The organism is Streptomyces sp. NPDC043427 (assembly GCF_056436655.1).
Genome location: NZ_JBWKCC010000001.1, coordinates 218,938 through 240,859, shown reverse-complemented (window position 1 = coordinate 240,859; position 21,922 = coordinate 218,938). Strand labels below are relative to the sequence as shown.

Annotated in this window: 18 protein-coding genes and 1 pseudogene; 17 read left to right on the top strand and 2 right to left on the bottom strand. The window is 70.1% G+C overall.

Annotated elements, in window-relative coordinates; genetic code table 11:
- Positions 1–17 precede the first annotated feature (17 nt).
- The 13 genes from AC067M_RS01110 to AC067M_RS01050 all read left to right on the top strand — a co-directional run bounded on the left by AC067M_RS01110 (position 18) and on the right by AC067M_RS01050 (position 14,357).
- Complete coding sequence (locus AC067M_RS01110; RefSeq protein ID WP_478694852.1) at positions 18–1,709, top strand: UDP-N-acetylmuramoyl-L-alanyl-D-glutamate--2,6-diaminopimelate ligase; 1,692 nt, start codon at positions 18–20, stop codon at positions 1,707–1,709.
- A gap of 4 nt (positions 1,710–1,713) precedes the next feature.
- Positions 1,714–3,129 carry a UDP-N-acetylmuramoyl-tripeptide--D-alanyl-D-alanine ligase gene (locus tag AC067M_RS01105; RefSeq protein ID WP_478694851.1) on the top strand — a complete coding sequence of 472 codons (1,416 nt, stop codon included), beginning with the start codon at positions 1,714–1,716 and terminating at the stop codon, positions 3,127–3,129.
- On the top strand, positions 3,126–4,199 hold the full coding sequence (gene mraY, locus AC067M_RS01100) for a phospho-N-acetylmuramoyl-pentapeptide-transferase (protein ID WP_478694850.1): 1,074 nt from the start codon (positions 3,126–3,128) through the stop codon (positions 4,197–4,199). Before AC067M_RS01105 ends, mraY begins: the two co-directional genes overlap by 4 nt.
- Positions 4,181–5,605, top strand: a complete 1,425-nt coding sequence (gene murD / locus AC067M_RS01095) for a UDP-N-acetylmuramoyl-L-alanine--D-glutamate ligase (protein WP_478694849.1) — start codon at positions 4,181–4,183, stop codon at positions 5,603–5,605. Before mraY ends, murD begins: the two co-directional genes overlap by 19 nt.
- A 151-nt stretch (positions 5,606–5,756) precedes the next feature.
- The gene (ftsW, locus tag AC067M_RS01090; RefSeq protein WP_478694848.1) at positions 5,757–7,130 is read left to right on the top strand and encodes a putative lipid II flippase FtsW; all 1,374 of its coding nucleotides are present in this window, start codon (positions 5,757–5,759) and stop codon (positions 7,128–7,130) included.
- Positions 7,131–7,136: 6 nt separating this feature from the next.
- Positions 7,137–8,225, top strand: coding sequence for an undecaprenyldiphospho-muramoylpentapeptide beta-N-acetylglucosaminyltransferase (gene murG / locus AC067M_RS01085; RefSeq protein WP_478694847.1), 1,089 nt, complete (start codon positions 7,137–7,139; stop codon positions 8,223–8,225).
- Between the two features lie 26 nt (positions 8,226–8,251).
- Complete coding sequence (locus AC067M_RS01080) at positions 8,252–9,046, top strand: cell division protein FtsQ/DivIB (protein ID WP_478694846.1); 795 nt, start codon at positions 8,252–8,254, stop codon at positions 9,044–9,046.
- 288 nt (positions 9,047–9,334) lie between these two features.
- Positions 9,335–10,528: a cell division protein FtsZ gene (gene ftsZ / locus AC067M_RS01075; protein ID WP_478694845.1), complete on the top strand. Its 1,194-nt coding sequence runs from the start codon at positions 9,335–9,337 to the stop codon at positions 10,526–10,528.
- A complete protein-coding gene (pgeF, locus tag AC067M_RS01070; protein WP_478694844.1) occupies positions 10,525–11,256 on the top strand; it encodes a peptidoglycan editing factor PgeF in 732 nt (243 codons plus the stop codon). Before ftsZ ends, pgeF begins: the two co-directional genes overlap by 4 nt.
- 6 nt (positions 11,257–11,262) lie before the next feature.
- Complete coding sequence (locus AC067M_RS01065; RefSeq protein WP_478694843.1) at positions 11,263–11,982, top strand: YggS family pyridoxal phosphate-dependent enzyme; 720 nt, start codon at positions 11,263–11,265, stop codon at positions 11,980–11,982.
- A gap of 128 nt (positions 11,983–12,110) precedes the next feature.
- On the top strand, positions 12,111–12,752 hold the full coding sequence (locus AC067M_RS01060) for a cell division protein SepF (protein ID WP_133926930.1): 642 nt from the start codon (positions 12,111–12,113) through the stop codon (positions 12,750–12,752).
- Between the two features lie 73 nt (positions 12,753–12,825).
- Positions 12,826–13,110, top strand: a complete 285-nt coding sequence (locus tag AC067M_RS01055) for a YggT family protein (protein ID WP_478694842.1) — start codon at positions 12,826–12,828, stop codon at positions 13,108–13,110.
- Between the two features lie 53 nt (positions 13,111–13,163).
- Positions 13,164–14,357, top strand: coding sequence for a DivIVA domain-containing protein (locus tag AC067M_RS01050; RefSeq protein ID WP_478694841.1), 1,194 nt, complete (start codon positions 13,164–13,166; stop codon positions 14,355–14,357).
- A gap of 181 nt (positions 14,358–14,538) precedes the next feature.
- Here AC067M_RS01050 and ileS read toward each other — a convergent pair whose 3' ends face one another.
- A complete protein-coding gene (gene ileS / locus AC067M_RS01045; RefSeq protein ID WP_478694840.1) occupies positions 14,539–17,676 on the bottom strand; it encodes an isoleucine--tRNA ligase in 3,138 nt (1,045 codons plus the stop codon).
- Positions 17,677–17,893: 217 nt separating this feature from the next.
- Positions 17,894–18,577: pseudogene (locus AC067M_RS01040) on the bottom strand (hypothetical protein); the annotation flags it as partial.
- On the opposite strand from AC067M_RS01040, the gene AC067M_RS01035 reads away from it, so the two are divergent.
- From AC067M_RS01035 to AC067M_RS01020, 4 genes are all read left to right on the top strand, one after another.
- The gene (locus AC067M_RS01035) at positions 18,503–19,603 is read left to right on the top strand and encodes a TraR/DksA family transcriptional regulator (protein ID WP_478695336.1); all 1,101 of its coding nucleotides are present in this window, start codon (positions 18,503–18,505) and stop codon (positions 19,601–19,603) included. The pseudogene AC067M_RS01040 and the gene AC067M_RS01035 sit on opposite strands and share 75 nt — an antisense overlap.
- Before the next feature lie 79 nt (positions 19,604–19,682).
- Positions 19,683–20,372, top strand: a complete 690-nt coding sequence (lspA, locus tag AC067M_RS01030) for a signal peptidase II (protein ID WP_478694839.1) — start codon at positions 19,683–19,685, stop codon at positions 20,370–20,372.
- Positions 20,373–20,491: 119 nt separating this feature from the next.
- Positions 20,492–21,436 carry an RluA family pseudouridine synthase gene (locus AC067M_RS01025; protein ID WP_478694838.1) on the top strand — a complete coding sequence of 315 codons (945 nt, stop codon included), beginning with the start codon at positions 20,492–20,494 and terminating at the stop codon, positions 21,434–21,436.
- A complete protein-coding gene (locus AC067M_RS01020; protein WP_478694837.1) occupies positions 21,433–21,903 on the top strand; it encodes a GNAT family N-acetyltransferase in 471 nt (156 codons plus the stop codon). Before AC067M_RS01025 ends, AC067M_RS01020 begins: the two co-directional genes overlap by 4 nt.
- Positions 21,904–21,922: the final 19 nt, after the last annotated feature.

Sequence of the window (21,922 nt, the reverse complement as noted above, 5' to 3'; positions counted from 1 at the left end):
CCAGCCAGGAACGCTCCGTGACCATGATCACTCCCGATCCCGGGGACCGCACCTCGTCCCCACCCCTGCCCGTGCCCTCGCCCACGCCCTCGCTTCGCTCCGGAGCGGGTGCGCCCGGTACGCTCACCGCCGTGCCACACGCTGATCAGTCCCAAACCACCCAGAAGGGCCACCCCGTGACATACCCGGGACCGCCCAGGCCGGCCCAGACCTCCGCCGTACCCCTCGCGGAGCTCGCCGATCAGCTGGGTGCCGCGCAGCCGGAAACCTCGGCGGACACCGCGGAGGTCACGGGCATCACCCATGACTCGCGCGCCGTCCGCCCCGGCGACCTGTACGCCGCCCTGCCCGGCGCCCGCCTGCACGGCGCCGACTTCGTCACCCAGGCCGCCGGCCTGGGCGCCGTCGCGGTGCTGACCGATCCGACGGGCGCCGAGCGCGCCGCGGCCACCGGACTGCCGGTCCTGGTCGTCGACGACCCGCGCGCGCGGATGGGCGAGCTGGCCGCCACGATCTACGGCCACCCCGGCCGCGATCTGCTCCAGATCGGCATCACCGGAACCTCCGGCAAGACCACCACCGCCTACCTCGTCGAGGGCGGCCTGCGAGCGGGCGAGCGTGCCACCGGGCTCATCGGCACGGTCGAGATGCGCGTCGGCGACGAACGCATCAAGTCCGAGCGCACCACCCCCGAAGCCACCGACCTGCAGGCCCTGTTCGCGGTCATGCGGGAGCGCGGCGTCGAGGCGGTCGCCATGGAGGTCTCCAGCCACGCCCTGGTCCTCGGCCGGGTCGACGGCTGCGTCTTCGACATCGGCGTCTTCACCAACCTCAGCCCGGAACACATGGAGTTCCACTCCGACATGGAGGACTACTTCCGGGCCAAGGCACAGCTGTTCACGCCGAAACGCAGCAAACTCGGCGTGGTCAACCTCGACGACGAGTACGGCCGCCGGCTCGCCCAGGAGGCCACCGTCCCGGTCGTCACCTTCTCCGCCGAGGGCCACCCGGACGCCGACTGGCGCGCCGAGGACGTCGAGGTCGGCCCCCTGGACTCGACGTTCACGATCGTCGCCCCCGACGGCCGGCGCATCGCCGCCAAGTCGCCGCTGGCCGGCCCCTTCAACGTCGCCAACAGCCTGGCCGCCGTCGTCGCCCTCGCCTGCGCCGGCCTCGACCCGCAGACCGCCGCGGACGGCGTCGCCGCCGTGCCGGGCGTACCGGGGCGCCTGGAGCGCGTCGACGTCGGGCAGCCGTATCTCGCGGTCGTCGACTACGCCCACAAGACGGACGCCGTCGAGTCGGTGCTGCGCGCCCTGCGCAAGGTCACCAAGGGCCGCGTGCACATCGTGGTCGGCTGCGGCGGCGACCGCGACCGGACCAAGCGCGGCCCGATGGGCGCCGCCGCGGCGCGCCTCGCCGACACCGCCGTACTGACCTCCGACAACCCCCGCTCCGAGGACCCCCTGGCGATCCTCGCCACCATGCTCGCGGGAGCGGCGTCCGTGCCCTCCCACGAGCGCGGCGAGGTGCTGCTGTTCGAGGAGCGGGCCGCGGCGATCGAAGCCGTCGTCGCCCGCGCGCAGCCCGGGGACACCGTGCTGGTCGCGGGCAAGGGCCACGAGCAGGGCCAGGACATCGCCGGGGTGGTGCGTCCCTTCGACGACCGCCAGGTGCTTCGCGAAGCTATCCAGAAGACCCAGGGATGAACTTGTGATCGCCCTCTCTCTCGCCGAGATCGCAGCAGTCGTCGGCGGGCAGACGCACGACATACCGGATTCGTCGGTGCAGGTCACCGGGCCGGTGGTCCGGGACTCCCGTGAGGTGGTGCCCGGCAGCCTGTTCGCCGCCTTCGTCGGCGAGCGGGTCGACGGCCACGACTACGCACCGGCAGTGGTCCAGGCGGGCGCGGCAGCCGTACTGGCGTCGCGCCCCGTCGGCGTGCCCGCGATCGTCGTCGAGGACGTGCAGACGGCCCTCGGCGCCCTCGCCCGGCACGTCGTCGCACGGCTCGGCACGACCCTCGTGGCCCTCACCGGCTCGGCGGGCAAGACCAGCACCAAGGACCTCATCGCGCAGGTGCTCCAGCGCAAGGGGCCGACCGTGTGGACGCCCGGCTCGTTCAACAACGAGATCGGGCTGCCGCTGACCGCGCTCAGCGCCACCGAGGAGACCCGGTTCCTCGTCCTGGAGATGGGCGCGCGCGGCATCGGCCACATCCGCTACCTCACCGGTCTGACGCCCCCGAAAGTCGGCCTCGTCCTCAACGTCGGGACCGCCCACATCGGCGAGTTCGGCGGCCGCGAGCAGATCGCACAGGCGAAGGGCGAACTCGTGGAGGCCCTTCCCCCGGCGGAGGAGGGCGGTGCCGCGATCCTCAACGCCGACGACCCGTTGGTACGGGCCATGGCCTCCCGAACGAAGGCGAAGGTGGTCCTTTTCGGAGAGTCCGACGAAGCGGACGTACGCGCCGAGAACGTGCGACTCACGGACAGCGGACAGCCCGCCTTCAGCCTTCACACACCCTCCGGGTGCAGTGACGTGACCATGCGCCTGTACGGTGAGCATCACGTGTCGAACGCGCTCGCCGCGGCCGCCGTCGCCCATGAGCTGGGCATGTCCGCGGAAGAGATCGCCACCGCGCTCTCCGAGGCGGGCTCCCTCTCCCGCTGGCGGATGGAGGTCACCGAGCGCCCGGACGGCGTGACCATCGTCAACGACGCCTACAACGCCAACCCCGAGTCCATGCGGGCCGCCCTGCGCGCGCTGGCAGCCATGGGCAAGGGACGTCGTACGTGGGCGGTGCTCGGCAAGATGGCCGAGCTCGGGGACGAGGCGCTCGCCGAGCACGACGCGGTCGGACGGCTCGCCGTCCGACTCAACGTCAGCAAGCTCGTCGCGGTCGGGGGGATCGAAGCCTCCTGGCTGCAACTGGGCGCATATAACGAGGGTTCGTGGGGTGAGGAGTCGGTGCACGTGTCCGACGCACAGGCGGCGGTCGACCTGTTGCGCAGCGAGTTGCGCCCGGGAGACGTCGTACTCGTGAAGGCGTCCCGGTCGGTCGGACTCGAGAGCGTGGCGCAGGCGCTCATCGAGACCGGTGCCGAGGGTGAGGTTGCTGCCCGATGATGAAGCAGATCCTGTTCGCGGGAGTCATTGGCCTGTTTCTGACCCTGGTCGGCACCCCGCTGCTGATCAAGCTCCTGGCCCGCAAGGGCTACGGCCAGTACATCCGCGACGACGGCCCGCGCGAGCACGCCAGCAAGCGCGGTACGCCGACGATGGGCGGTATCGCCTTCATCCTGGCGACGGTCGCCGCGTACTTCCTGTCCAAGGTGATCACGGGCAAGCCGCCGACCTACTCGGGTGTGCTGGTGCTGGGCCTGATGGTCGGCATGGGCCTGGTCGGCTTCCTGGACGACTACATCAAGATCGTCAAGAGGCGTTCGCTGGGGCTGCGGGCCAAGGCGAAGATGGCGGGACAGCTGCTCGGCGGCATCGCCTTCGCCGTGCTGTCGCTGCAGTTCGCGGACGTCCGCGGCAACACCCCGGCCTCCACGAAGCTGTCGTTCATCACGGACTTCGGCTGGACCATCGGCCCGGTGCTGTTCGTGGTCTGGGCGCTGTTCATGATCCTCGCGATGTCGAACGGCGTGAACCTCACGGACGGTCTCGACGGCCTCGCCACCGGTGCGTCCGTCCTGGTCTTCGGCGCGTACACCTTCATCGGCGTCTGGCAGTACCAGGAGTCCTGCGCCAACGGCGAGACCCTGACCAACCCGAGCGCCTGCTACGAGGTCCGCGACCCGCTCGACCTCGCGGTCGTCTCCGCCGCACTGATGGGCGCCTGCCTGGGCTTCCTGTGGTGGAACACCTCGCCCGCCAAGATCTTCATGGGTGACACCGGTTCGCTGGCGCTCGGCGGTGTGCTCGCCGGCCTCGCGATCTGCTCCCGCACCGAGCTGCTCCTCGCGCTGCTCGGCGGTCTGTTCGTGCTCATCACCATGTCGGTGGTCATCCAGGTCGGCTCCTTCCGGCTGACCGGCAAGCGTGTCTTCCGTATGGCGCCACTTCAGCATCACTTCGAACTCAAGGGCTGGTCCGAAGTCCTTGTGGTGGTCCGCTTCTGGATCATCCAGGGCATCTGTGTGATTGTCGGACTGGGCCTCTTCTATGCGGGATGGGCAGCGGACAAGTGACCGACTGGCAGGGAAAGCACGTCACCGTCGCCGGGCTCGGCGTCTCCGGCATCCCGGCGGCCAAGGTGTTGCACGGGCTCGGCGCGACGGTCACCGTCGTCAACGACGGCGACGACGCACGCGCGCGTGAGCAGGCCGCCGAACTGGAGGCGCTCGGAATCACCGTGCGTCTCGGCGACGGGGCGACCCTGCCCGAGGGCACCGAGCTGATCGTCACCGCGCCCGGCTGGAAGCCGGACAAGCCGCTGTTCACGGCGGCGCGCGACGTCGGCGTGCCGGTCTGGGGCGATGTCGAACTGGCCTGGCGGCTGCGGGGTCCGGACGCCGCGCCCTGGCTGGCCGTCACGGGCACCAACGGCAAGACCACGACCGTCCAGATGCTCGCCTCCATCCTGAAGGCGGCAGGCCTGCGCACGGCCGCCGTCGGCAACATCGGCGTCTCACTGCTGGACGCGGTCCTCGGCGAGGAGCAGTACGACGTCCTCGCGGTGGAGCTGTCCAGTTACCAGCTCCACTGGGCGCCCTCCCTGCGCGCCCACTCGGCCGCCGTCCTCAACCTCGCCCCCGACCACCTCGACTGGCACGGCTCCATGGAGGCGTACGCCGCAGACAAGGGCCGTATCTACGAGGGCAATCGCATCGCCTGCGTCTACAACGCCGCGGACAAGGCCACCGAGGACCTCGTGCGCGAGGCGGACGTCGAGGAGGGCTGCCGGGCGATCGGCTTCACCCTCGGCACCCCGGGGCCCTCCCAACTCGGTGTGGTGGAGGGCATCCTGGTCGACCGGGCCTTCGTCGAGAACCGGCAGCAGAACGCCCAGGAGCTGGCGGAGGTCTCCGACGTCAACCCGCCCGCCCCGCACAACATCGCCAACGCCCTTGCCGCGGCGGCCCTCGCCCGTGCCTTCGGGGTGCCCGCCAGGGCCGTACGGGACGGCCTGCGGGCCTTCACCCCGGACGCCCACCGCATCGCGCACGTAGCCGACGTGGACGGTGTGGCCTACGTCGACGACTCCAAGGCCACCAACACCCATGCGGCGGAAGCCTCGTTGGCGGCGTACGAGTCGATCGTGTGGATCGCGGGCGGCCTCGCCAAGGGCGCGACCTTCGACGAACTGGTCGCCAAGTCGGCGAAGCGGCTGCGCGGGGTCGTCCTCATCGGCGCCGACCGTGCGCTCATCCGTGAAGCCCTCGCGCGACACGCCCCCGAAGTACCCGTCGTCGACCTCGACCGGACCGACACTGGGGCGATGCTCCAGGCCGTCCAGGAGGCGAAGCGGCTCGCAGCCGCGGGCGACACGGTGCTCCTCGCCCCCGCCTGCGCCTCCATGGACATGTTCACCAACTACAACAAGCGCGGTGACGCGTTCGCGGAGGCCGTCCGCGAACTCGGCACGGGCACCTGACGGCGGGTCTTCGCCACGACGGGTGCATCGGGACCCTTGGAGGGACGCGTGACTCGGATGTGGCCCGGGTGTGACGGGCGAGTGTCCGCCGGTGACGCGGGGACGTGCAGGCCTCTCCCCGCCCCAGTGCACAGCTGCGCGGGAGTCGCTGATGCCCGATAGTCGTACCGGGCGGCCGCCCGCGCAACGGCGGGTCAGCAGGCCGCCCGCCCCCCGCGCACCCCGTGAGAACCCGCTGCGCACGCTGTACACACGTGCGCGGAAGGCCTGGGACCGGCCGCTGACCGCGTACTACCTGATCCTCGGCGGCAGTCTGCTGATCACCGGGCTCGGTCTGGTGATGGTCTACTCGGCCTCCCAGATCACGGCGCTGCAGATGTCGCTGCCGGGTTCGTTCTTCTTCCGCAAGCAGTTCCTGGCCGCCGCCATCGGCACGGTCCTGCTGCTGCTCGCCTCCCGGATGCCCGTGAAGCTGCACCGGGCGCTGGCCTACCCGATTCTCGCCGGAGCCGTCTTCCTGATGGCCCTGGTCCAGGTGCCGGGGATAGGAATGGCCGTCAACGGCAACCAGAACTGGATCTCGCTCGGCGGCTCCTTCCAGATCCAGCCCAGCGAGTTCGGCAAGCTGGCGCTCGTGCTGTGGGGCGCCGACCTGCTCGCCCGCAAGCAGGACAAGAAGCTGCTGACCCAGTGGAAGCACATGCTGGTGCCGCTCGTGCCGGTCTCCTTCCTGCTGCTCGGGCTGATCATGCTCGGCGGCGACATGGGCACGGCGATCATCCTGACGGCGATCCTGTTCGGCCTGCTCTGGCTGGCCGGCGCCCCGACCAGGCTGTTCGCCGGCGTGCTGTCCATCGCCGCCGTGATCGGCGTGATCCTCATCAAGACCAGCGAGAACCGCATGGCCCGGCTCGCCTGCATCGGCGCCACCGAGCCCCGCTCCGGCGCCGCCGACTGCTGGCAGGCCGTGCACGGCATCTACGCTCTGGCCTCCGGCGGAATCTTCGGTTCGGGGCTCGGCGCGAGTGTGGAAAAATGGGGTCAACTCCCGGAAGCGCACACCGACTTCATCTTCGCCGTCACCGGTGAGGAACTGGGCCTGGCGGGGACGCTGTCGGTGCTCGCCCTCTTCGCGGCTCTAGGCTATGCGGGTATCCGCGTGGCCGGACGCACGGAGGACCCCTTCGTGAGGTATGCCGCGGGAGGTGTGACCACCTGGATCACGGCTCAGGCCGTGATCAACATCGGTGCGGTGCTCGGCCTGCTGCCGATCGCAGGTGTCCCCCTCCCGCTGTTCTCCTACGGGGGATCCGCCCTGCTGCCGACCATGTTCGCCATCGGGTTGCTGATCGCCTTCGCGCGCGACGAGCCCGCTGCGCGGGCGGCGCTTGCGATGCGGCAACCTCGCTTTGGTAGAAAGCGGGCGGGAGACTCGGCGCCTGTCAAAGGACCGGCCGGGGCTCCTCGGAGATGGAACACGATGCGACGGCGTGCCTCGGTGGCGCGTTCGTCCGGAGAGCGGTGAATTTCGGTGCATGTCGTACTCGCTGGTGGGGGGACCGCCGGCCACATCGAGCCCGCGCTCGCCCTCGCGGACGCCCTGCGCAGGCGGGATCCGACCGTGGGGATCACGGCCCTGGGCACGGAGCGCGGCCTGGAGACCCGGCTCGTTCCCGAGCGGGGCTACGAGCTCGCGCTGATCCCCGCGGTACCGCTGCCACGCAAACCCACCCCCGAGCTCATCACCGTTCCGGGCCGGCTGCGCGGCACGATCAAGGCGGCCGAGCAGATCCTGGAGCGCACCAAGGCGGACGCCGTCGTGGGCTTCGGCGGGTACGTGGCCCTGCCGGGCTACCTCGCCGCCAAGCGCCTCGGTGTGCCGATCGTGATCCATGAGGCCAACGCCCGCCCCGGCCTGGCCAACAAGATCGGCTCGCGGTACGCGGCCCGGGTCGCCGTCTCCACCCCCGACAGCAAGCTGCGCGACGCCCGCTACATCGGCATCCCGCTGCGCCGCTCCATCGCCACGCTCGACCGGGCCGCCGCCCGCCCCGAGGCCCGGCACATGTTCGGCCTCGACCCCAACCTGCCGACGCTGCTCGTCTCCGGCGGCTCCCAGGGCGCCCGCCGCCTCAACGAGGTGGTCCAGCAGGTCGCCCCCTGGCTCCAGCAGGCCGGGATCCAGATCCTGCACGCGGTCGGCCCGAAGAACGAACTGCCGCACGTCCAGCAGATGCCGGGAATGCCCCCCTACATCCCGGTACCGTACCTGGACCGGATGGATCTCGCGTACGCCGCGGCCGACATGATGCTCTGCCGCGCGGGTGCGATGACCGTCGCCGAACTCTCCGCCGTCGGGCTCCCGGCCGCCTACGTTCCGCTGCCCATCGGCAACGGCGAGCAGCGGCTCAACGCCCAGCCGGTGGTGAAGGCCGGTGGCGGCCTCCTCGTCGACGACGCGGAACTGACGCCCGACTGGGTGCGGGAGAACGTCCTGCCCGTGCTCGCCGACCCGCACCGGCTGTACGAGATGTCCCGCGCCGCCGGTGAGTTCGGCCGCCGGGACGCCGACGACCTGCTTGTCGGCATGGTGTACGAGGCGATCGCCTCGCGCCGTTAGGAACGTATGACGAAAGGACAGGGAGCGTGGCCGGACCGGTTGCCGCGGAGCGCGGTGAGCGTCATCAGGAGTCGTCCGGCCCGCCCCTCGTCCGCCGGTTCCGGCCGCGACGACTTCGTACGATCATCATCCTCTCGCTGGCGATCGTCCTCCTGGGTGCGGGCAGCGTCTGGGTGTTGTACGGCTCGCAGTGGCTGCGCGTGGAGCGGGTGTCCGTCTCCGGTACGCGCGTCCTGACCCCGGGGGAGGTGCGCGAGGCTGCCGACGTCCCGGTCGGAGAACCGTTGATTTCCGTCGACCTCGAGGCGATTGAGTCCCGGTTGCGCCGGAAATTGCCCCGAATTGACACTATTGACGTGACCCGTTCCTGGCCTCATGGAATCGGACTGAAAGTGGTCGAGCGCACTCCGGTTCTGATTGTTCGCAAGGGCGGAAAATTCGTCGAAGTGGACGAGGAAGGTGTCCGTTTCGCCACGGTTTCCGAGGCCCCTCGCGGCGCACCCACGCTGGAATTGGCCGTCCCCTCGTCGGGATCGGCCACCGCGAGCCTGCGGCGCTTCGGCGAGGACCGGCTGGTGCGCGAGGCCGTCCGCGTCGCCGACGCCCTTCCGGCCGCCGTCGCACGTCAGGCCGGGGTCGTGAAGGTGCGTTCCTACGACGACATCTCGCTGGAGCTGAGCGGCGGGCGGACCGTCGACTGGGGAAGCGGCGAGAACGGTGCCGCCAAGGCCCGTACGCTCGGCGCTCTCATGAAAGCGACCCCGGATGCGCGGCACTTCGACGTCAGCGTTCCCACCGCCCCGGCGTCATCAGGGAGTTGACGCACATCCGCGCAGGCCAGCACCCTGGTTGGGCAGTGACATGGCTGATCACATAGGGTGAAAAGAAAAACGGGAGGTTCGGCGTGTTCGTTGAACGGGCGCCACTTGTCGACTTAGTGTCCTGTTCAGAAGACTCCAGGGAACAGACACACTGGTAACCCTAAACTTCAGCGTTAGGGTTCGGGTCGGCGCTACGGACCGTCCCATTCGGCATCAGTCGTCGCATCACGAAGCGCAGCGCGTGCTTGTGATCCGACGACCCGTAACTCGAGGCGAGAGGCCTTCGACGTGGCAGCACCGCAGAACTACCTCGCAGTCATCAAAGTCATCGGTGTCGGCGGCGGTGGTGTCAATGCCATCAACCGGATGATCGAGGTCGGTCTCAAGGGCGTCGAGTTCATCGCCATCAACACCGACGCGCAGGCGCTGTTGATGAGCGACGCCGACGTCAAGCTCGACGTCGGTCGTGAACTCACCCGCGGACTCGGCGCCGGAGCCAACCCGGCCGTCGGCCGCAAGGCCGCCGAGGACCACCGCGAGGAGATCGAGGAGGTCCTCAAGGGGGCCGACATGGTCTTCGTGACGGCCGGTGAAGGCGGCGGCACCGGCACCGGCGGCGCGCCCGTCGTGGCCAACATCGCCCGCTCCCTCGGCGCTCTCACCATCGGCGTGGTCACGCGCCCGTTCACCTTCGAGGGGCGGCGGCGCGCGAACCAGGCCGAGGACGGCATCGCCGAGCTCCGCGAAGAGGTCGACACCCTCATCGTGATCCCGAACGACCGGCTGCTGTCGATCTCGGACCGCCAGGTCTCCGTGCTCGACGCCTTCAAGTCGGCCGACCAGGTCCTGCTCTCCGGTGTCCAGGGCATCACCGACCTGATCACCACCCCCGGTCTGATCAACCTCGACTTCGCCGACGTCAAGTCGGTCATGTCCGAGGCGGGTTCGGCCCTCATGGGTATCGGCTCGGCCCGCGGCGACGACCGCGCGGTGGCCGCGGCCGAGATGGCGATCTCCTCGCCGCTGCTCGAGGCGTCCATCGACGGCGCCCGGGGCGTGCTGCTCTCCATCTCCGGCGGCTCCGACCTCGGCCTGTTCGAGATCAACGAGGCCGCCCAGCTGGTCAGCGAGGCCGCCCACCCCGAGGCCAACATCATCTTCGGCGCGGTCATCGACGACGCCCTCGGCGACGAGGTCCGGGTCACCGTGATCGCGGCCGGCTTCGACGGCGGCCAGCCGCCCGCCAAGCGCGACACCGTCCTCGGCTCGTCCTCCGCCTCGGCCCGCCGCGAGGAGCCCACTCCGGTACGGCAGCCCGAGAGCCGCCCGTCCTTCGGCTCGCTCGGCAGCGTGACCCCGAAGGAGGAGCCGGAGCCCGCGCCGGAGCCGGTGGCGGACATCCCGTCCGGCCCGCCGGTCCCGCCGTCGCGGACCTACGACAGCGCGGCCGAGGAACTGGACGTACCGGACTTCTTGAAGTGATAGGACAGCGCGAGAGCGCGAGCGGCGCGCACTTCGCCTTCACCGACCGGTGGGGCGGGGTAAGCGCCGTTCCGTATGAGGAGCTCAACCTCGGCGGCGCGGTCGGCGACGACCCCGAGGCCGTACGGACCAACCGGGAGCTGGCCGCCAAGTCGCTCGACCTCCCCCCCGGCCTGGTCGTCTGGATGAACCAGGTCCACGGCGACGACGTCGCCGAGGTCGACGGGCCGTGGCAGCACGGCGAGGCCGTTCCCCAGGTCGACGCACTGGTGACGGCCAGGCGCGGACTCGCCCTCGCCGTGCTCACCGCCGACTGCGTGCCGGTCCTGCTGGCCGACCCGGTGGCCGAAGTGGTCTCCGCGGCCCACGCCGGCCGGCCCGGCATGGTCGCCGGGGTAGTCCCCGCCGCCGTACGGGCCATGGTGAAGCTCGGCGCCGACCCTGCCCGGATCGTCGCCCGCACCGGACCCACCGTCTGCGGCCGGTGCTACGAGGTGCCGGAGGCGATGCGCGCCGAGGTCGCCGCCGTCGAGCCGGCGGCGTACGCCGAGACGAGTTGGGGCACGCCCGCCGTGGACGTCGCCGCCGGAGTGCACGCGCAGCTCGACCGGCTCGGGGTGCGCGATCGGGAGCAGTCGCCGGTGTGCACACTGGAGTCGGATGATCACTTCTCGTACCGCCGCGACCGCGCCACGGGGCGACTCGCGGGATATGTCTGGCTGGGCTGATGGGGCATGACGGACCGTAAGGGCGAACTCGCCGGAAACCTGGCGCATGTCGAGCGACGTATCGCCGCCGCGTGCGCCGCCGCCGGACGCAAGCGTGAAGAAGTGACCCTCATCGTGGTCACCAAGACCTACCCGGCGAGCGATGTCCGGCTCCTCTCCGAGCTCGGTGTGCGGCACGTCGCGGAGAACCGCGACCAGGACGCGGCGCCGAAGGCCGCCGAATGTTCGGATCTGCCGCTTACTTGGCATTTCGTCGGCCAGTTGCAGACCAACAAGGTGCGATCCGTGGTCGGTTACGCGGGTCTTGTGCAGTCCGTCGACCGTTCCAAGCTGGTCACGGCCCTGTCGAAGGAGGCCGTGCGGGTCGGGCGCGAGGTCGGCTGCCTCCTCCAGGTCGCGCTCGACGCCGGCGAGAGCGCGCGGGGTGAGCGGGGTGGCGTGGCGCCCGGCGGCATCGCGGAGTTGGCCGACCTGGTGGCCGGGGCCCCGGGGCTGCGGCTCGACGGGCTGATGACGGTCGCGCCGCTGACCGGTGAGTACGCGGGACGCCAACAGGCGGCGTTCGAGCGGTTGATGGATTTGTCGACCGACCTGCGCCGGACTCATCCGGCTGCGAACATGGTGTCCGCAGGGATGAGTGCGGACCTCGAGCAGGCCGTGGCGGCCGGAGCGACACATGTGCGCATCGGCACCGCGGTACTCGGAGTCCGACCCAGGCTCGGGTAACGTCGCCAAGAAGTCGGACCACAGCAGAAAATATGGTCATTACCGTCGAAAGGCGGACGTAAGGGCCACGTGGATCGCGGGACTTGGCAGTCGTCAGCCGATCCACCACAGAGCGGAGGACCAAGAGCATGGCCGGCGCGATGCGCAAGATGGCGGTCTACCTCGGCCTCGTGGAGGACGATGGGTACGACGGCCGAGGATTCGACCCCGACGACGACTTCGAACCCGAACTGGACCCGGAGCCCGAGCGGGACCACCGACGGCACGAGCCGTCCCACCAGTCGCACGGTGCACACCAGTCTCAAAGGGACGAACCGGTGCGAGTGGTACAGCCGTCGGTGCCGCGCGACCCCGTGCCGCATTCCGCTTCGCTCGCCGCGGAATCCGGGCGCCCGGCGCGCATCGCGCCCGTGGCATCCATCACACAAGAACGCGCAAGCCTGGAGAAGAACGCACCGGTGATCATGCCCAAGGTCGTGTCGGAACGAGAGCCGTACCGGATCACCACACTTCACCCCCGGACCTACAACGAGGCCCGTACCATCGGGGAACACTTCCGTGAAGGCACACCGGTGATCATGAATCTGACTGAGATGGATGACACAGATGCGAAGCGACTTGTCGACTTTGCGGCCGGTTTGGTGTTTGGTCTTCACGGCAGTATCGAGCGGGTGACGCAGAAGGTGTTCCTGTTGTCGCCTGCTAACGTCGATGTCACGGCGGAGGACAAGGCCCGCATCGCAGAGGGCGGGTTCTTCAACCAGAGCTGAGACGCACGACCGGAACAGCAGTACACGGCAGCAAGACGGCAGTATGTGAGCAGGGGAGAGGTACACACCGATCATGAGCGTGGTCCTGGATGTCATCTACATCGCGCTGATGGTGTTCCTCATCGTGCTCATCTTCCGGTTGGTCATGGACTACGTCTTCCAGTTCGCCCGTTCATGGCAACCCGGCAGGGCGATGGTGGTCGTTCTGGAGGCCACCTACACTGTCACCGATCCACCGCTCAAGCTTCTGCGGCGGGTCATCCCGCCGCTACGTCTCGGGGGCGTGGCGCTCGACCTGTCCTTCTTCGTACTGATGATCATCGTCTACATCCTGATTTCGATCGTGAGCCAGGTGTGAGCGATGTGAACTACCGTCTTGCCGAATGCCGACGACTACGTTGAGGTGAAGAGATGCCGTTGACCCCCGAGGACGTGCGGAACAAGCAGTTCACGACCGTGCGCCTCCGAGAAGGCTATGACGAGGACGAGGTCGATGCCTTCCTCGATGAGGTCGAAGCCGAACTGACCCGCCTGCTACGCGAGAACGAGGACCTGCGCGCCAAACTGGCCGCGGCCACGCGCGCTGCTGCCCAGAACCAGCAGAACATGCGCAAGCCGCCGGAGCAGGACCAGCAGCAGGGCGGCATGCCTCAGCAGGGTGGGATGCCCCAGCAGGGTGGGATGCCTCAGCAGGGCGGGATGCCTGGACAGGGCATGCCCCAGCAGGGCATGCGAGGTCCCGGCGCTCCTGTGCCCGCCGGCATATCGGGCCCGCCGCAGCAGCAGATGGGTGGCCCCATGGGTGGTCCGCCCCAGCTGCCGAGCGGTGCCCCGCAGCTGCCCGCCGGTCCCGGTGGTCAGGGCGGTCCGCAGGGTCCCGGCCCGATGGGCCAGGGTCCGATGGGCCAGGGCCCGATGGGTGGCCAGCCGCCCATGCAGCAGCAGATGGGTGGCCCGATGGGCGGCCCCATGGGCGGTCCGATGGGCGGCCCCGGTCAGGGCCCCGGTGGCGACAGCGCCGCCCGTGTCCTCTCGCTGGCCCAGCAGACCGCCGACCAGGCGATCGCCGAGGCCCGCTCCGAAGCCAACAAGATCGTGGGCGAGGCGCGTTCGCGTGCCGAGGGCCTCGAGCGTGACGCCCGTGCCAAGGCCGACGCCCTGGAGCGGGACGCGCAGGAGAAGCACCGTGTGGCCATGGGCTCCCTGGAGTCCGCCCGCGCCACGCTGGAGCGCAAGGTCGAGGACCTGCGCGGCTTCGAGCGCGAGTACCGCACGCGCCTGAAGTCGTACCTCGAGTCGCAGCTGCGCCAGCTGGAGACCCAGGCCGACGACTCGCTCGCCCCGCCGCGCACTCCGGCCACGGCTTCCCTCCCGCCGTCCCCGGCGCCTTCCATGGCCCCGGCCGGCGCGAGTGCCCCGTCGTACGGCGGCGGCCAGGGCATGGGTGGTGCGCCGTCTCCCGCCGCGCCGTCCTACGGCGGTCAGCAGCAGATGACGCCCGCCATGACCCAGCCCATGGCGCCGGTGCGGCCGCAGGGTCCGTCGCCGATGGGCCAGGCTCCCTCGCCGATGCGTGGGTTCCTGATCGACGAGGACGACAACTGACGGTTGGAGTACCACTGACGGTTGGTAGTACGCCTTAGGCGTCGGCAGCGTTCAGGGCGAGGCCCCGGAATTTCATCCGGGGCCTCGCCCTTTTTACGCGTGTTGCGTCGGACTGGCGACGACCAGGCACGACGAAGGCCCGGCGCCCCATCTCGGGGAGCCGGGCCTTCGTCGTTTCTGCTTACGCCTTCCGCAGGCGGAAGGTCAGCGTCAGGCCCTCGTCGGTGAACGGGGTGCCGTAGGTGTCGTCCGCCTCGCCCTGGGCGAAGTCCGTGCCGAGGACCTCGTCGGCGATCAGGCCGGCGTGTTCGGTCAGCGCCTCGGCGGTGGCCGGGTCGGTCGCCGTCCAGCGCAGTGCGATGCGGTCGGCGACGTCGAGGCCGCTGTTCTTGCGGGCCTCCTGGATCAGGCGGATCGCGTCACGGGCGAGACCCGCGCGACGCAGGTCCTCCGTGATCTCCAGGTCCAGGGCGACGGTCGCACCCGCGTCGGAGGCGACGGACCAACCCTCGCGCGGGGTCTCGGTGATGATCACCTCGTCCGGAGCGAGTGTGATCCTCTCACCGTCGACCTCCACCGACGCCGTGCCCTCGCGCAGGGCCAGGGACAGCGCCGCCGCGTCGGTGTTCGCGACGGCCTTGGCCACGTCCTGGACGCGCTTGCCGAAACGCTTGCCCAGGGCGCGGAAGTTGGCCTTCGCCGTCGTGTCGACCAGGGAGCCGCCCACCTCCGAGAGGGAGGCCAGGGACTCGACGTTGAGCTCCTCCGTGATCTGCGTGTGCAGTTCGGGCGAGAGGGTCTCGAAGCCGGCGACCGCGACCAGGGCGCGCCGGAGCGGCTGGCGGGTCTTCACGCCCGACTCCGCGCGGGTGGCACGGCCCAGCTCCACCAGGCGACGCACCAGGACCATCTGCCTCGACAGTTCCGGGTCGATCGCGGACAGGTCCGCCTCGGGCCAGGACGCCAGGTGCACCGACTCCGGGGCGTCCGGGGCGACCGGCACGATCAGGTCCTGCCAGACCCGCTCGGTGATGAACGGGGTCAGCGGTGCCATCAGCTTGGTGACCGTCTCGACGACCTCGTGCAGGGTGCGCAGGGCTGCCTTGTCGCCCTGCCAGAAGCGGCGCCGGGAACGACGGACGTACCAGTTGGAGAGGTCGTCGACGAACGCGGACAGCAGCTTGCCGGCGCGCTGGGTGTCGTAGGCCTCCAGGGACTGGGTGACCTGGTCGGCCAGCGCGTGCAGTTCGGACAGCAGCCAGCGGTCAAGGAGCGGGCGGTCGGCCGGGGCGGGGTCGGCCTCGGACGGGGCCCAACCGGAGGTGCGGGCGTACAGGGCCTGGAAGGCGACCGTGTTCCAGTAGGTGAGGAGCGTCTTGCGGACGACCTCCTGGATCGTGCCGTGGCCGACGCGGCGGGCCGCCCAGGGGGAGCCGCCGGCCGCCATGAACCAGCGGACCGCGTCGGCGCCGTGCTGGTCCATGAGCGGGATCGGCTGCAGGATGTTGCCCAGGTGCTTGGACATCTTGCGGCCGTCCTCGGCGAGGATGTGGCCCAGGCACACGACGTTCTCGTACGACGTCTTGTCGAAGACCAGGGTGCCGATCGCCATCAGCGTGTAGAACCAGCCGCGGGTCTGGTCGATGGCCTCGCTGATGAACTGCGCCGGGTAGCGGGACTCGAAGAGTTCCTTGTTCTTGTACGGGTAGCCCCACTGCGCGAACGGCATCGAACCCGAGTCGTACCAGGCGTCGATGACCTCCGGCACGCGCGTGGCCGTCTTCTGGCACTTCGGGCAGGCGAAGGTGACGTCGTCGATGAACGGGCGGTGCGGGTCCAGCTCGGACTGGTCCGTGCCGGTCAGCTCGGTCAGCTCCGCGCGGGAGCCGACGACGGTGAGGTGGTCGTCCTCGCAGCGCCAGATCGGCAGCGGGGTGCCCCAGTAGCGGTTGCGGGACAGAGCCCAGTCGATGTTGTTGTTCAGCCAGTCGCCGTACCGGCCGTGCTTGACGTTCTCCGGGAACCAGTTGGTGTTCTCGTTCTCCTGGAGGAGGCGGTCCTTGATGGCGGTGGTGCGGATGTACCAGGACGGCTGCGCGTAGTAGAGGAGCGCGGTGTGGCAGCGCCAGCAGTGCGGGTAGCTGTGCTCGTACGGGATGTGCTTGAAGAGCAGGCCGCGCTGCTGGAGGTCCTCGGTGAGCTTCTCGTCCGCCTTCTTGAAGAAGACGCCGCCCACGAGAGGGACGTCCTCGGCGAAGGTGCCGTCCGGCAGGACCGGGTTCACCACGGGCAGGCCGTACGCGCGGCAGACCTTGAGGTCGTCCTCACCGAAGGCGGGGGACTGGTGGACCAGACCCGTACCGTCCTCGGTCGTGACGTAGTCGGCGTTGACGACGAAGTGCGCCTCGGCCGGGAACTCCACGAGCTCGAACGGACGTTGATACGACCAGCGCTCCATTTCGGCGCCGGTGAAGGTCTGCCCGGTGGTCTCCCAGCCCTCGCCGAGTGCCTTCTCGACGAGCGGCTCGGCGACGACGAGCTTGTCGTCGCCGTTGGTCGCGACGACGTAGGTCACCTCGGGGTGCGCGGCGACCGCCGTGTTGGAGACCAGCGTCCAGGGGGTGGTCGTCCAGACCAGGAGCGCGGCCTGGCCGGCGAGCGGACCGGAGGTGAGCGGGAAACGGACGTACACGGACGGGTCGACGACCGTTTCGTAGCCCTGCGCCAGCTCGTGGTCCGACAGGCCGGTGCCGCAGCGCGGGCACCAGGGGGCGACGCGGTGGTCCTGGACCAGCAGACCCTTGTTGAAGATCTCCTTCAGCGACCACCAGACCGACTCGATGTACTCGGGGTCCATCGTGACGTAGGCGTCGTTGAGGTCGACCCAGTAGCCCATGCGGGTCGTGAGCTCTTCGAAGGCGTCGGTGTGGCGCAGCACGGAGTCGCGGCACTTGGCGTTGAACTCGGCGATGCCGTAGGCCTCGATGTCCTTCTTGCCGCTGAAGCCGAGCTCCTTCTCCACGGTGAGCTCCACCGGGAGGCCGTGGCAGTCCCAGCCGGCCTTGCGGGCCACGTGGTAGCCGCGCATGGTGCGGAAGCGGGGGAAGACGTCCTTGAAGACGCGGGCCTCGATGTGGTGGGCGCCGGGCATGCCGTTGGCGGTGGGCGGGCCCTCGTAGAACACCCACTCGGGGCGGCCCTCGGACTGCTCCAGGCTCTTGGCGAAGATCTTCTGCTCGCGCCAGAAGTCGAGCACCGCGTGCTCGAGCGCGGGCAGGTCGACCTGGGCGGGCACCTGGCGGTACGTCGGCGTTGTCATCAGCGAGCTTCCTCCGGCGGACTTACTGCCTTCCGTCGGAGGGACGAGAGCTTCTTTCCTGTCTACGCCGTGTGCGGCGCGCTCCCGCGGTACCACCCTCCTTGGCCCTCCGGTGCGTCCTGCACGCCGGTGAGCCCCCTCATTGGGGTCGCGATGCCGGTTCTACTCGCCCCGGCCCTTCGGCCGTGGCTTTCTTCCGGCGGCTCCGGGGTGATCTTCACGTCGCGCTCGCCCCCGGGCTTCCACCGTCCCCGGGTCGCTCTGGGCTGCGTACGCCGCTACTCGTCCCCATCCACGCTTTTTCGCTCCGCCCAGTGTACGGCGCCGCACGGACAGGGGTGGACCGGTTTTCCCGGGCCCGGGCCGCGGGGGTGTCCAGGGGGTCGGGGTGCCCCGAATGGAGTGGTACGCCTGTTCGGATTCGGGGACCGCGAGCTCGGCGGATTACCCGGCGGGGAGCTGGGCACAACGCAGGCAGGCTTGTCGCGTGGCACTCGCGGGGCGGGCGAATCGGGCGGCGTGCCCCGTTGCCGCGGGACTCAAGTCGATTTATCGTCCCAGCACGATTCGCGTGCAAGATCACTATATGTGAAGGGGCCGCGGCATGGTGGGTAAGAAGACCGCCGTACAGCAGTCGGCGTCGGGCAGGTCCACGCGTGCCAAGGCCTCCGGCGGTGCGGCCAAGGACGTCGGCGGGAAGAAGAGCACACAGGCGAGCGCCGGGGCGGTCGGTGTGGCCGCTGTGACTGATGCGGCCGGCATGGCAGATGCGGCTGGTGGAGTTCGTGCCGCTCGTGCGGCGAAGGCGGCGAGGCCGGTGAAGAGCGTGAGGACGGCGGCCAAGAAGGCCGCGAAGACGGCTGCCACGGAAACGGCAGCCACACAAACGGCAGTCACGGAGACGGCAGCCACGGAGACGGCTGCGGCGAAGACGGAGACGGCTGAGGCGAAGACGGCGGCTAAGAAGGCGGTCACCACCAAGACCGCCTCCGCGAAGCCCTCCGGTGCCAAGGCCGGCGGTGCCAAGGCCGGCGGTGCCAAGGCCGGCGGCGCGAAGGCGGCCACTGCCAAGACACCCGCCTCCAAGACACCCGCCGCCAAGACACCCGCCGCCAAGACACCCGCCGCCAAGAAGGCCGCTGCCAAGAAGGTGACCGCGAAGAAGGCGGCGGCCGGGAGGAAGACCACCGTCGCCGAGAAGCGGGCGGCCGTGGAGGTCACGGAGGAGAAGGCGGTGACCCGGAAGAGGACCACGGCGGCGAAGAAGGCCGGGGCTTCGAAGGCGGCCGGCGGGGAAGAGGTCGCCACAGCGGGTGCGGCAGTCGGGGTGAAGGGCGCTGTGAGGAAGGGCGGCGCGGGCAAGGGCGGCTCCACGAAGGGTGCGGCCAAGAAGAGCACGTCCAAGAAGGTGGGCGCGGCCCAGGCCGCGAAGCAGACGGGAGCCACGAACGTGGTTGCGAAGAAGACTCCTGGCACGGCCACGGCGGCGCAGAGCGCGGTACCCAAGGCACGGGTCGCCGCGGTGGAGCCGGGCGAACTCGCGGTGCGCCCCGGTGAGGACCCCTGGACGCCGGAGGAGGTCGAGGAGGCACGGACCGGGCTGATGTCCGAGGGGAAGCGGTTGCGCGAGGAGATCGCGTCGTCCGAGGCGTCCCTGGTGGGCCTCATGCGCGACTCCGGCGACGGAGCGGGCGACGACCAGGCGGACACCGGCACCAAGAACATCACGCGCGAGCATGAGATGGCGCTGGCCGCCAACGCGCGCGAGATGATGATCCAGACCGAGCGCGCCCTGGAACGGCTGGACGCGGGCACGTACGGCCTGTGCGAGAACTGCGGCAACCCCATCGGCAAGGCCAGAATGCAGGCCTTCCCGCGGGCCACGCTGTGCGTCGAGTGCAAGCAGAAGCAGGAGCGCCGGTACTGACCTGCGGCGCCCGGCGGGTCCTCGCGCGGGGCGTGCCGTACCCTCGTCCTCAGTCAGGCACCTAGGTTGAGGGACTCACGTGGCAGAGGCGGAACGCATCATCGGTACGCCGGACACCCCGGACGCGGCGCGGGCCGATCAGGAGCGGCCCGGCGACGACGCGGCGTCGGGCGAGCGGTCCGACGCCGAGGGGACCGCGGCCCCGGCCGGGGGTTCCGGCACCGACGGGTCGTCGGCGACGACCGGCGCCGGGGAGCAGCAGATTCCTGCCGAGCGGCCCCGGGGCAAGCGGCGCATCGCCGTGCTCTTCGCGGTGGCGGCCTTCGCGTACGTCCTGGACCTGGTCAGCAAGATGATCGTGGTCGCCAAGCTGGAGCACCACGCGCCGATCGAGATCATCGGGGACTGGCTGAAGTTCGAGGCGATCCGCAACGCGGGCGCCGCGTTCGGCTTCGGCGAGGCCTTCACCGTGATCTTCACGGTGATCGCGACGGCGGTGATCGTGGTGATCGCCCGGCTCGCCCGCAAGCTCTACAGCCTGCCCTGGGCGATCGCGCTCGGCCTGCTGCTCGGCGGCGCGCTCGGCAACCTCACCGACCGGATCTTCCGCTCGCCGGGCGTCTTCGAGGGCGCGGTCGTCGACTTCATCGCGCCGAAGCACTTCGCGGTGTTCAACCTCGCCGACTCGGCGATCGTCTGTGGCGGCATCCTGATCGTGCTGCTGTCCTTCCGCGGCCTCGACCCCGATGGGACCGTCCACAAGGACTGAACCCCCCGGGGGTCATAAGGAACCCACGAGGACTGAACCCACAAGGAACCTGCGAAGGTTGCCCGGGTTGTCCACAGGCTCCGTACGGGGCTGTCGGGCCCGTCCGGCATACTCGACGGGTGAGCACGATTCCCGAGATCCGTACCCTGCCCGTTCCGGACGGCCTGGAGGGCGAGCGCGTCGACGCCGCCATCTCCCGCATGTTCGGCTTCTCCCGTACGAAGGCCGCCGAGCTCGCCGCGGCGGGGAAGGTCACGGTCGACGGCTCGGTGGTCGGGAAGTCCGAGCGGGTGCACGGCGGGGCCTGGCTCGAGGTCGAGATGCCGCAGGCGCCCGCGCCCGTGCAGATCGTCGCGGAGCCGGTCGAGGGCATGGAGATCGTGCACGACGACGATGACGTGGTCGTGATCGCCAAGCCGGTCGGCGTGGCGGCGCACCCGTCGCCCGGCTGGAGCGGCCCCACGGTCATCGGCGGCCTCGCCGCCGCCGGGTACCGCATCTCCACCTCGGGAGCCGCCGAGCGCCAGGGCATCGTGCACCGCCTCGACGTGGGCACGTCCGGCCTGATGGTGGTGGCCAAGTCGGAGTACGCGTACACGTCGCTCAAGCGCCAGTTCAAGGAGCGCACGGTCGACAAGCGCTACCACACGCTCGTTCAGGGCCACCCCGACCCGACCAGCGGCACCATCGACGCGCCCATCGGCCGCCACCCCCAGCACGACTACAAGTGGGCGGTCACGGCCGAGGGCAAGCCGTCCGTCACGCACTACGACCTCATCGAGGCGTTCCGCGCGGCCTCCCTGCTCGACGTGAAGCTGGAGACCGGCCGTACGCACCAGATCCGCGTGCACATGGCGGCTCACCGTCACCCCTGCGTCGGTGACCTCACCTACGGCGCCGACCCGACCCTCGCCAAGCGGTTGCGCCTGACCCGCCAGTGGCTGCACGCCGTCCGGCTGGGCTTCGAGCACCCCGGGGACGGGCGGTGGGCCGAGTTCGAGAGCGACTATCCCGCAGACCTCCAGAAGGCCCTCGACCTGGTCCGCGAGGAGACGTACGCGTGAGCCGGCCCTCGTACGTGGTACGGGTGGCCGAGGATCCCGCCGACCGCGAGGCGTGCTTCGCGGTGCGCAAGGAGGTCTTCGTCGCGGAGCAGGGCGTTCCGCAGGAGATCGAGTACGACGCGTACGACGCCGACGCGGTGCACGTGCTGGCGGTCCGGGAGGACGGGCTTGTGCTCGGCACCGGGCGGCTGCTGTACGGGGAGGCCGCCGCGGCGAAGACCGACGGCGACCCGTCGGTGGGATCCCTGGGACGGCTCGCCGTCACCCAGGCGGCACGCGGGCTGGGCGTCGGAGCCGCGCTGGTACGAGCCGTCGAGGACGCGGCACGCGCGCGTGGACTGACGGCGGTGGACCTGCACGCGCAGACGCAGGCGCTGGGCTTCTACGAGCGGTTGGGGTACGTGGCGTACGGGCCGGAGTTCCCGGACGCGGGCATACCGCACCGGGCGATGCGGCGCTCGCTCTAGCGGGGGGCCGTTCGGGCGA

Coding starts and splice junctions, on each gene's coding strand:
- ftsW (WP_478694848.1), top strand. CDS start 5,757: ATGCCCGATAGTCGTACCGGGCGGCCGCCCGCGCAACGGCGGGTCAGC.
- murD (WP_478694849.1), top strand. CDS start 4,181: ATGGGCAGCGGACAAGTGACCGACTGGCAGGGAAAGCACGTCACCGTC.
- AC067M_RS01065 (WP_478694843.1), top strand. CDS start 11,263: ATGACGGACCGTAAGGGCGAACTCGCCGGAAACCTGGCGCATGTCGAG.
- AC067M_RS01060 (WP_133926930.1), top strand. CDS start 12,111: ATGGCCGGCGCGATGCGCAAGATGGCGGTCTACCTCGGCCTCGTGGAG.
- ileS (WP_478694840.1), bottom strand. CDS start 17,676: ATGACAACGCCGACGTACCGCCAGGTGCCCGCCCAGGTCGACCTGCCC.
- mraY (WP_478694850.1), top strand. CDS start 3,126: ATGATGAAGCAGATCCTGTTCGCGGGAGTCATTGGCCTGTTTCTGACC.
- AC067M_RS01055 (WP_478694842.1), top strand. CDS start 12,826: ATGAGCGTGGTCCTGGATGTCATCTACATCGCGCTGATGGTGTTCCTC.
- AC067M_RS01050 (WP_478694841.1), top strand. CDS start 13,164: ATGCCGTTGACCCCCGAGGACGTGCGGAACAAGCAGTTCACGACCGTG.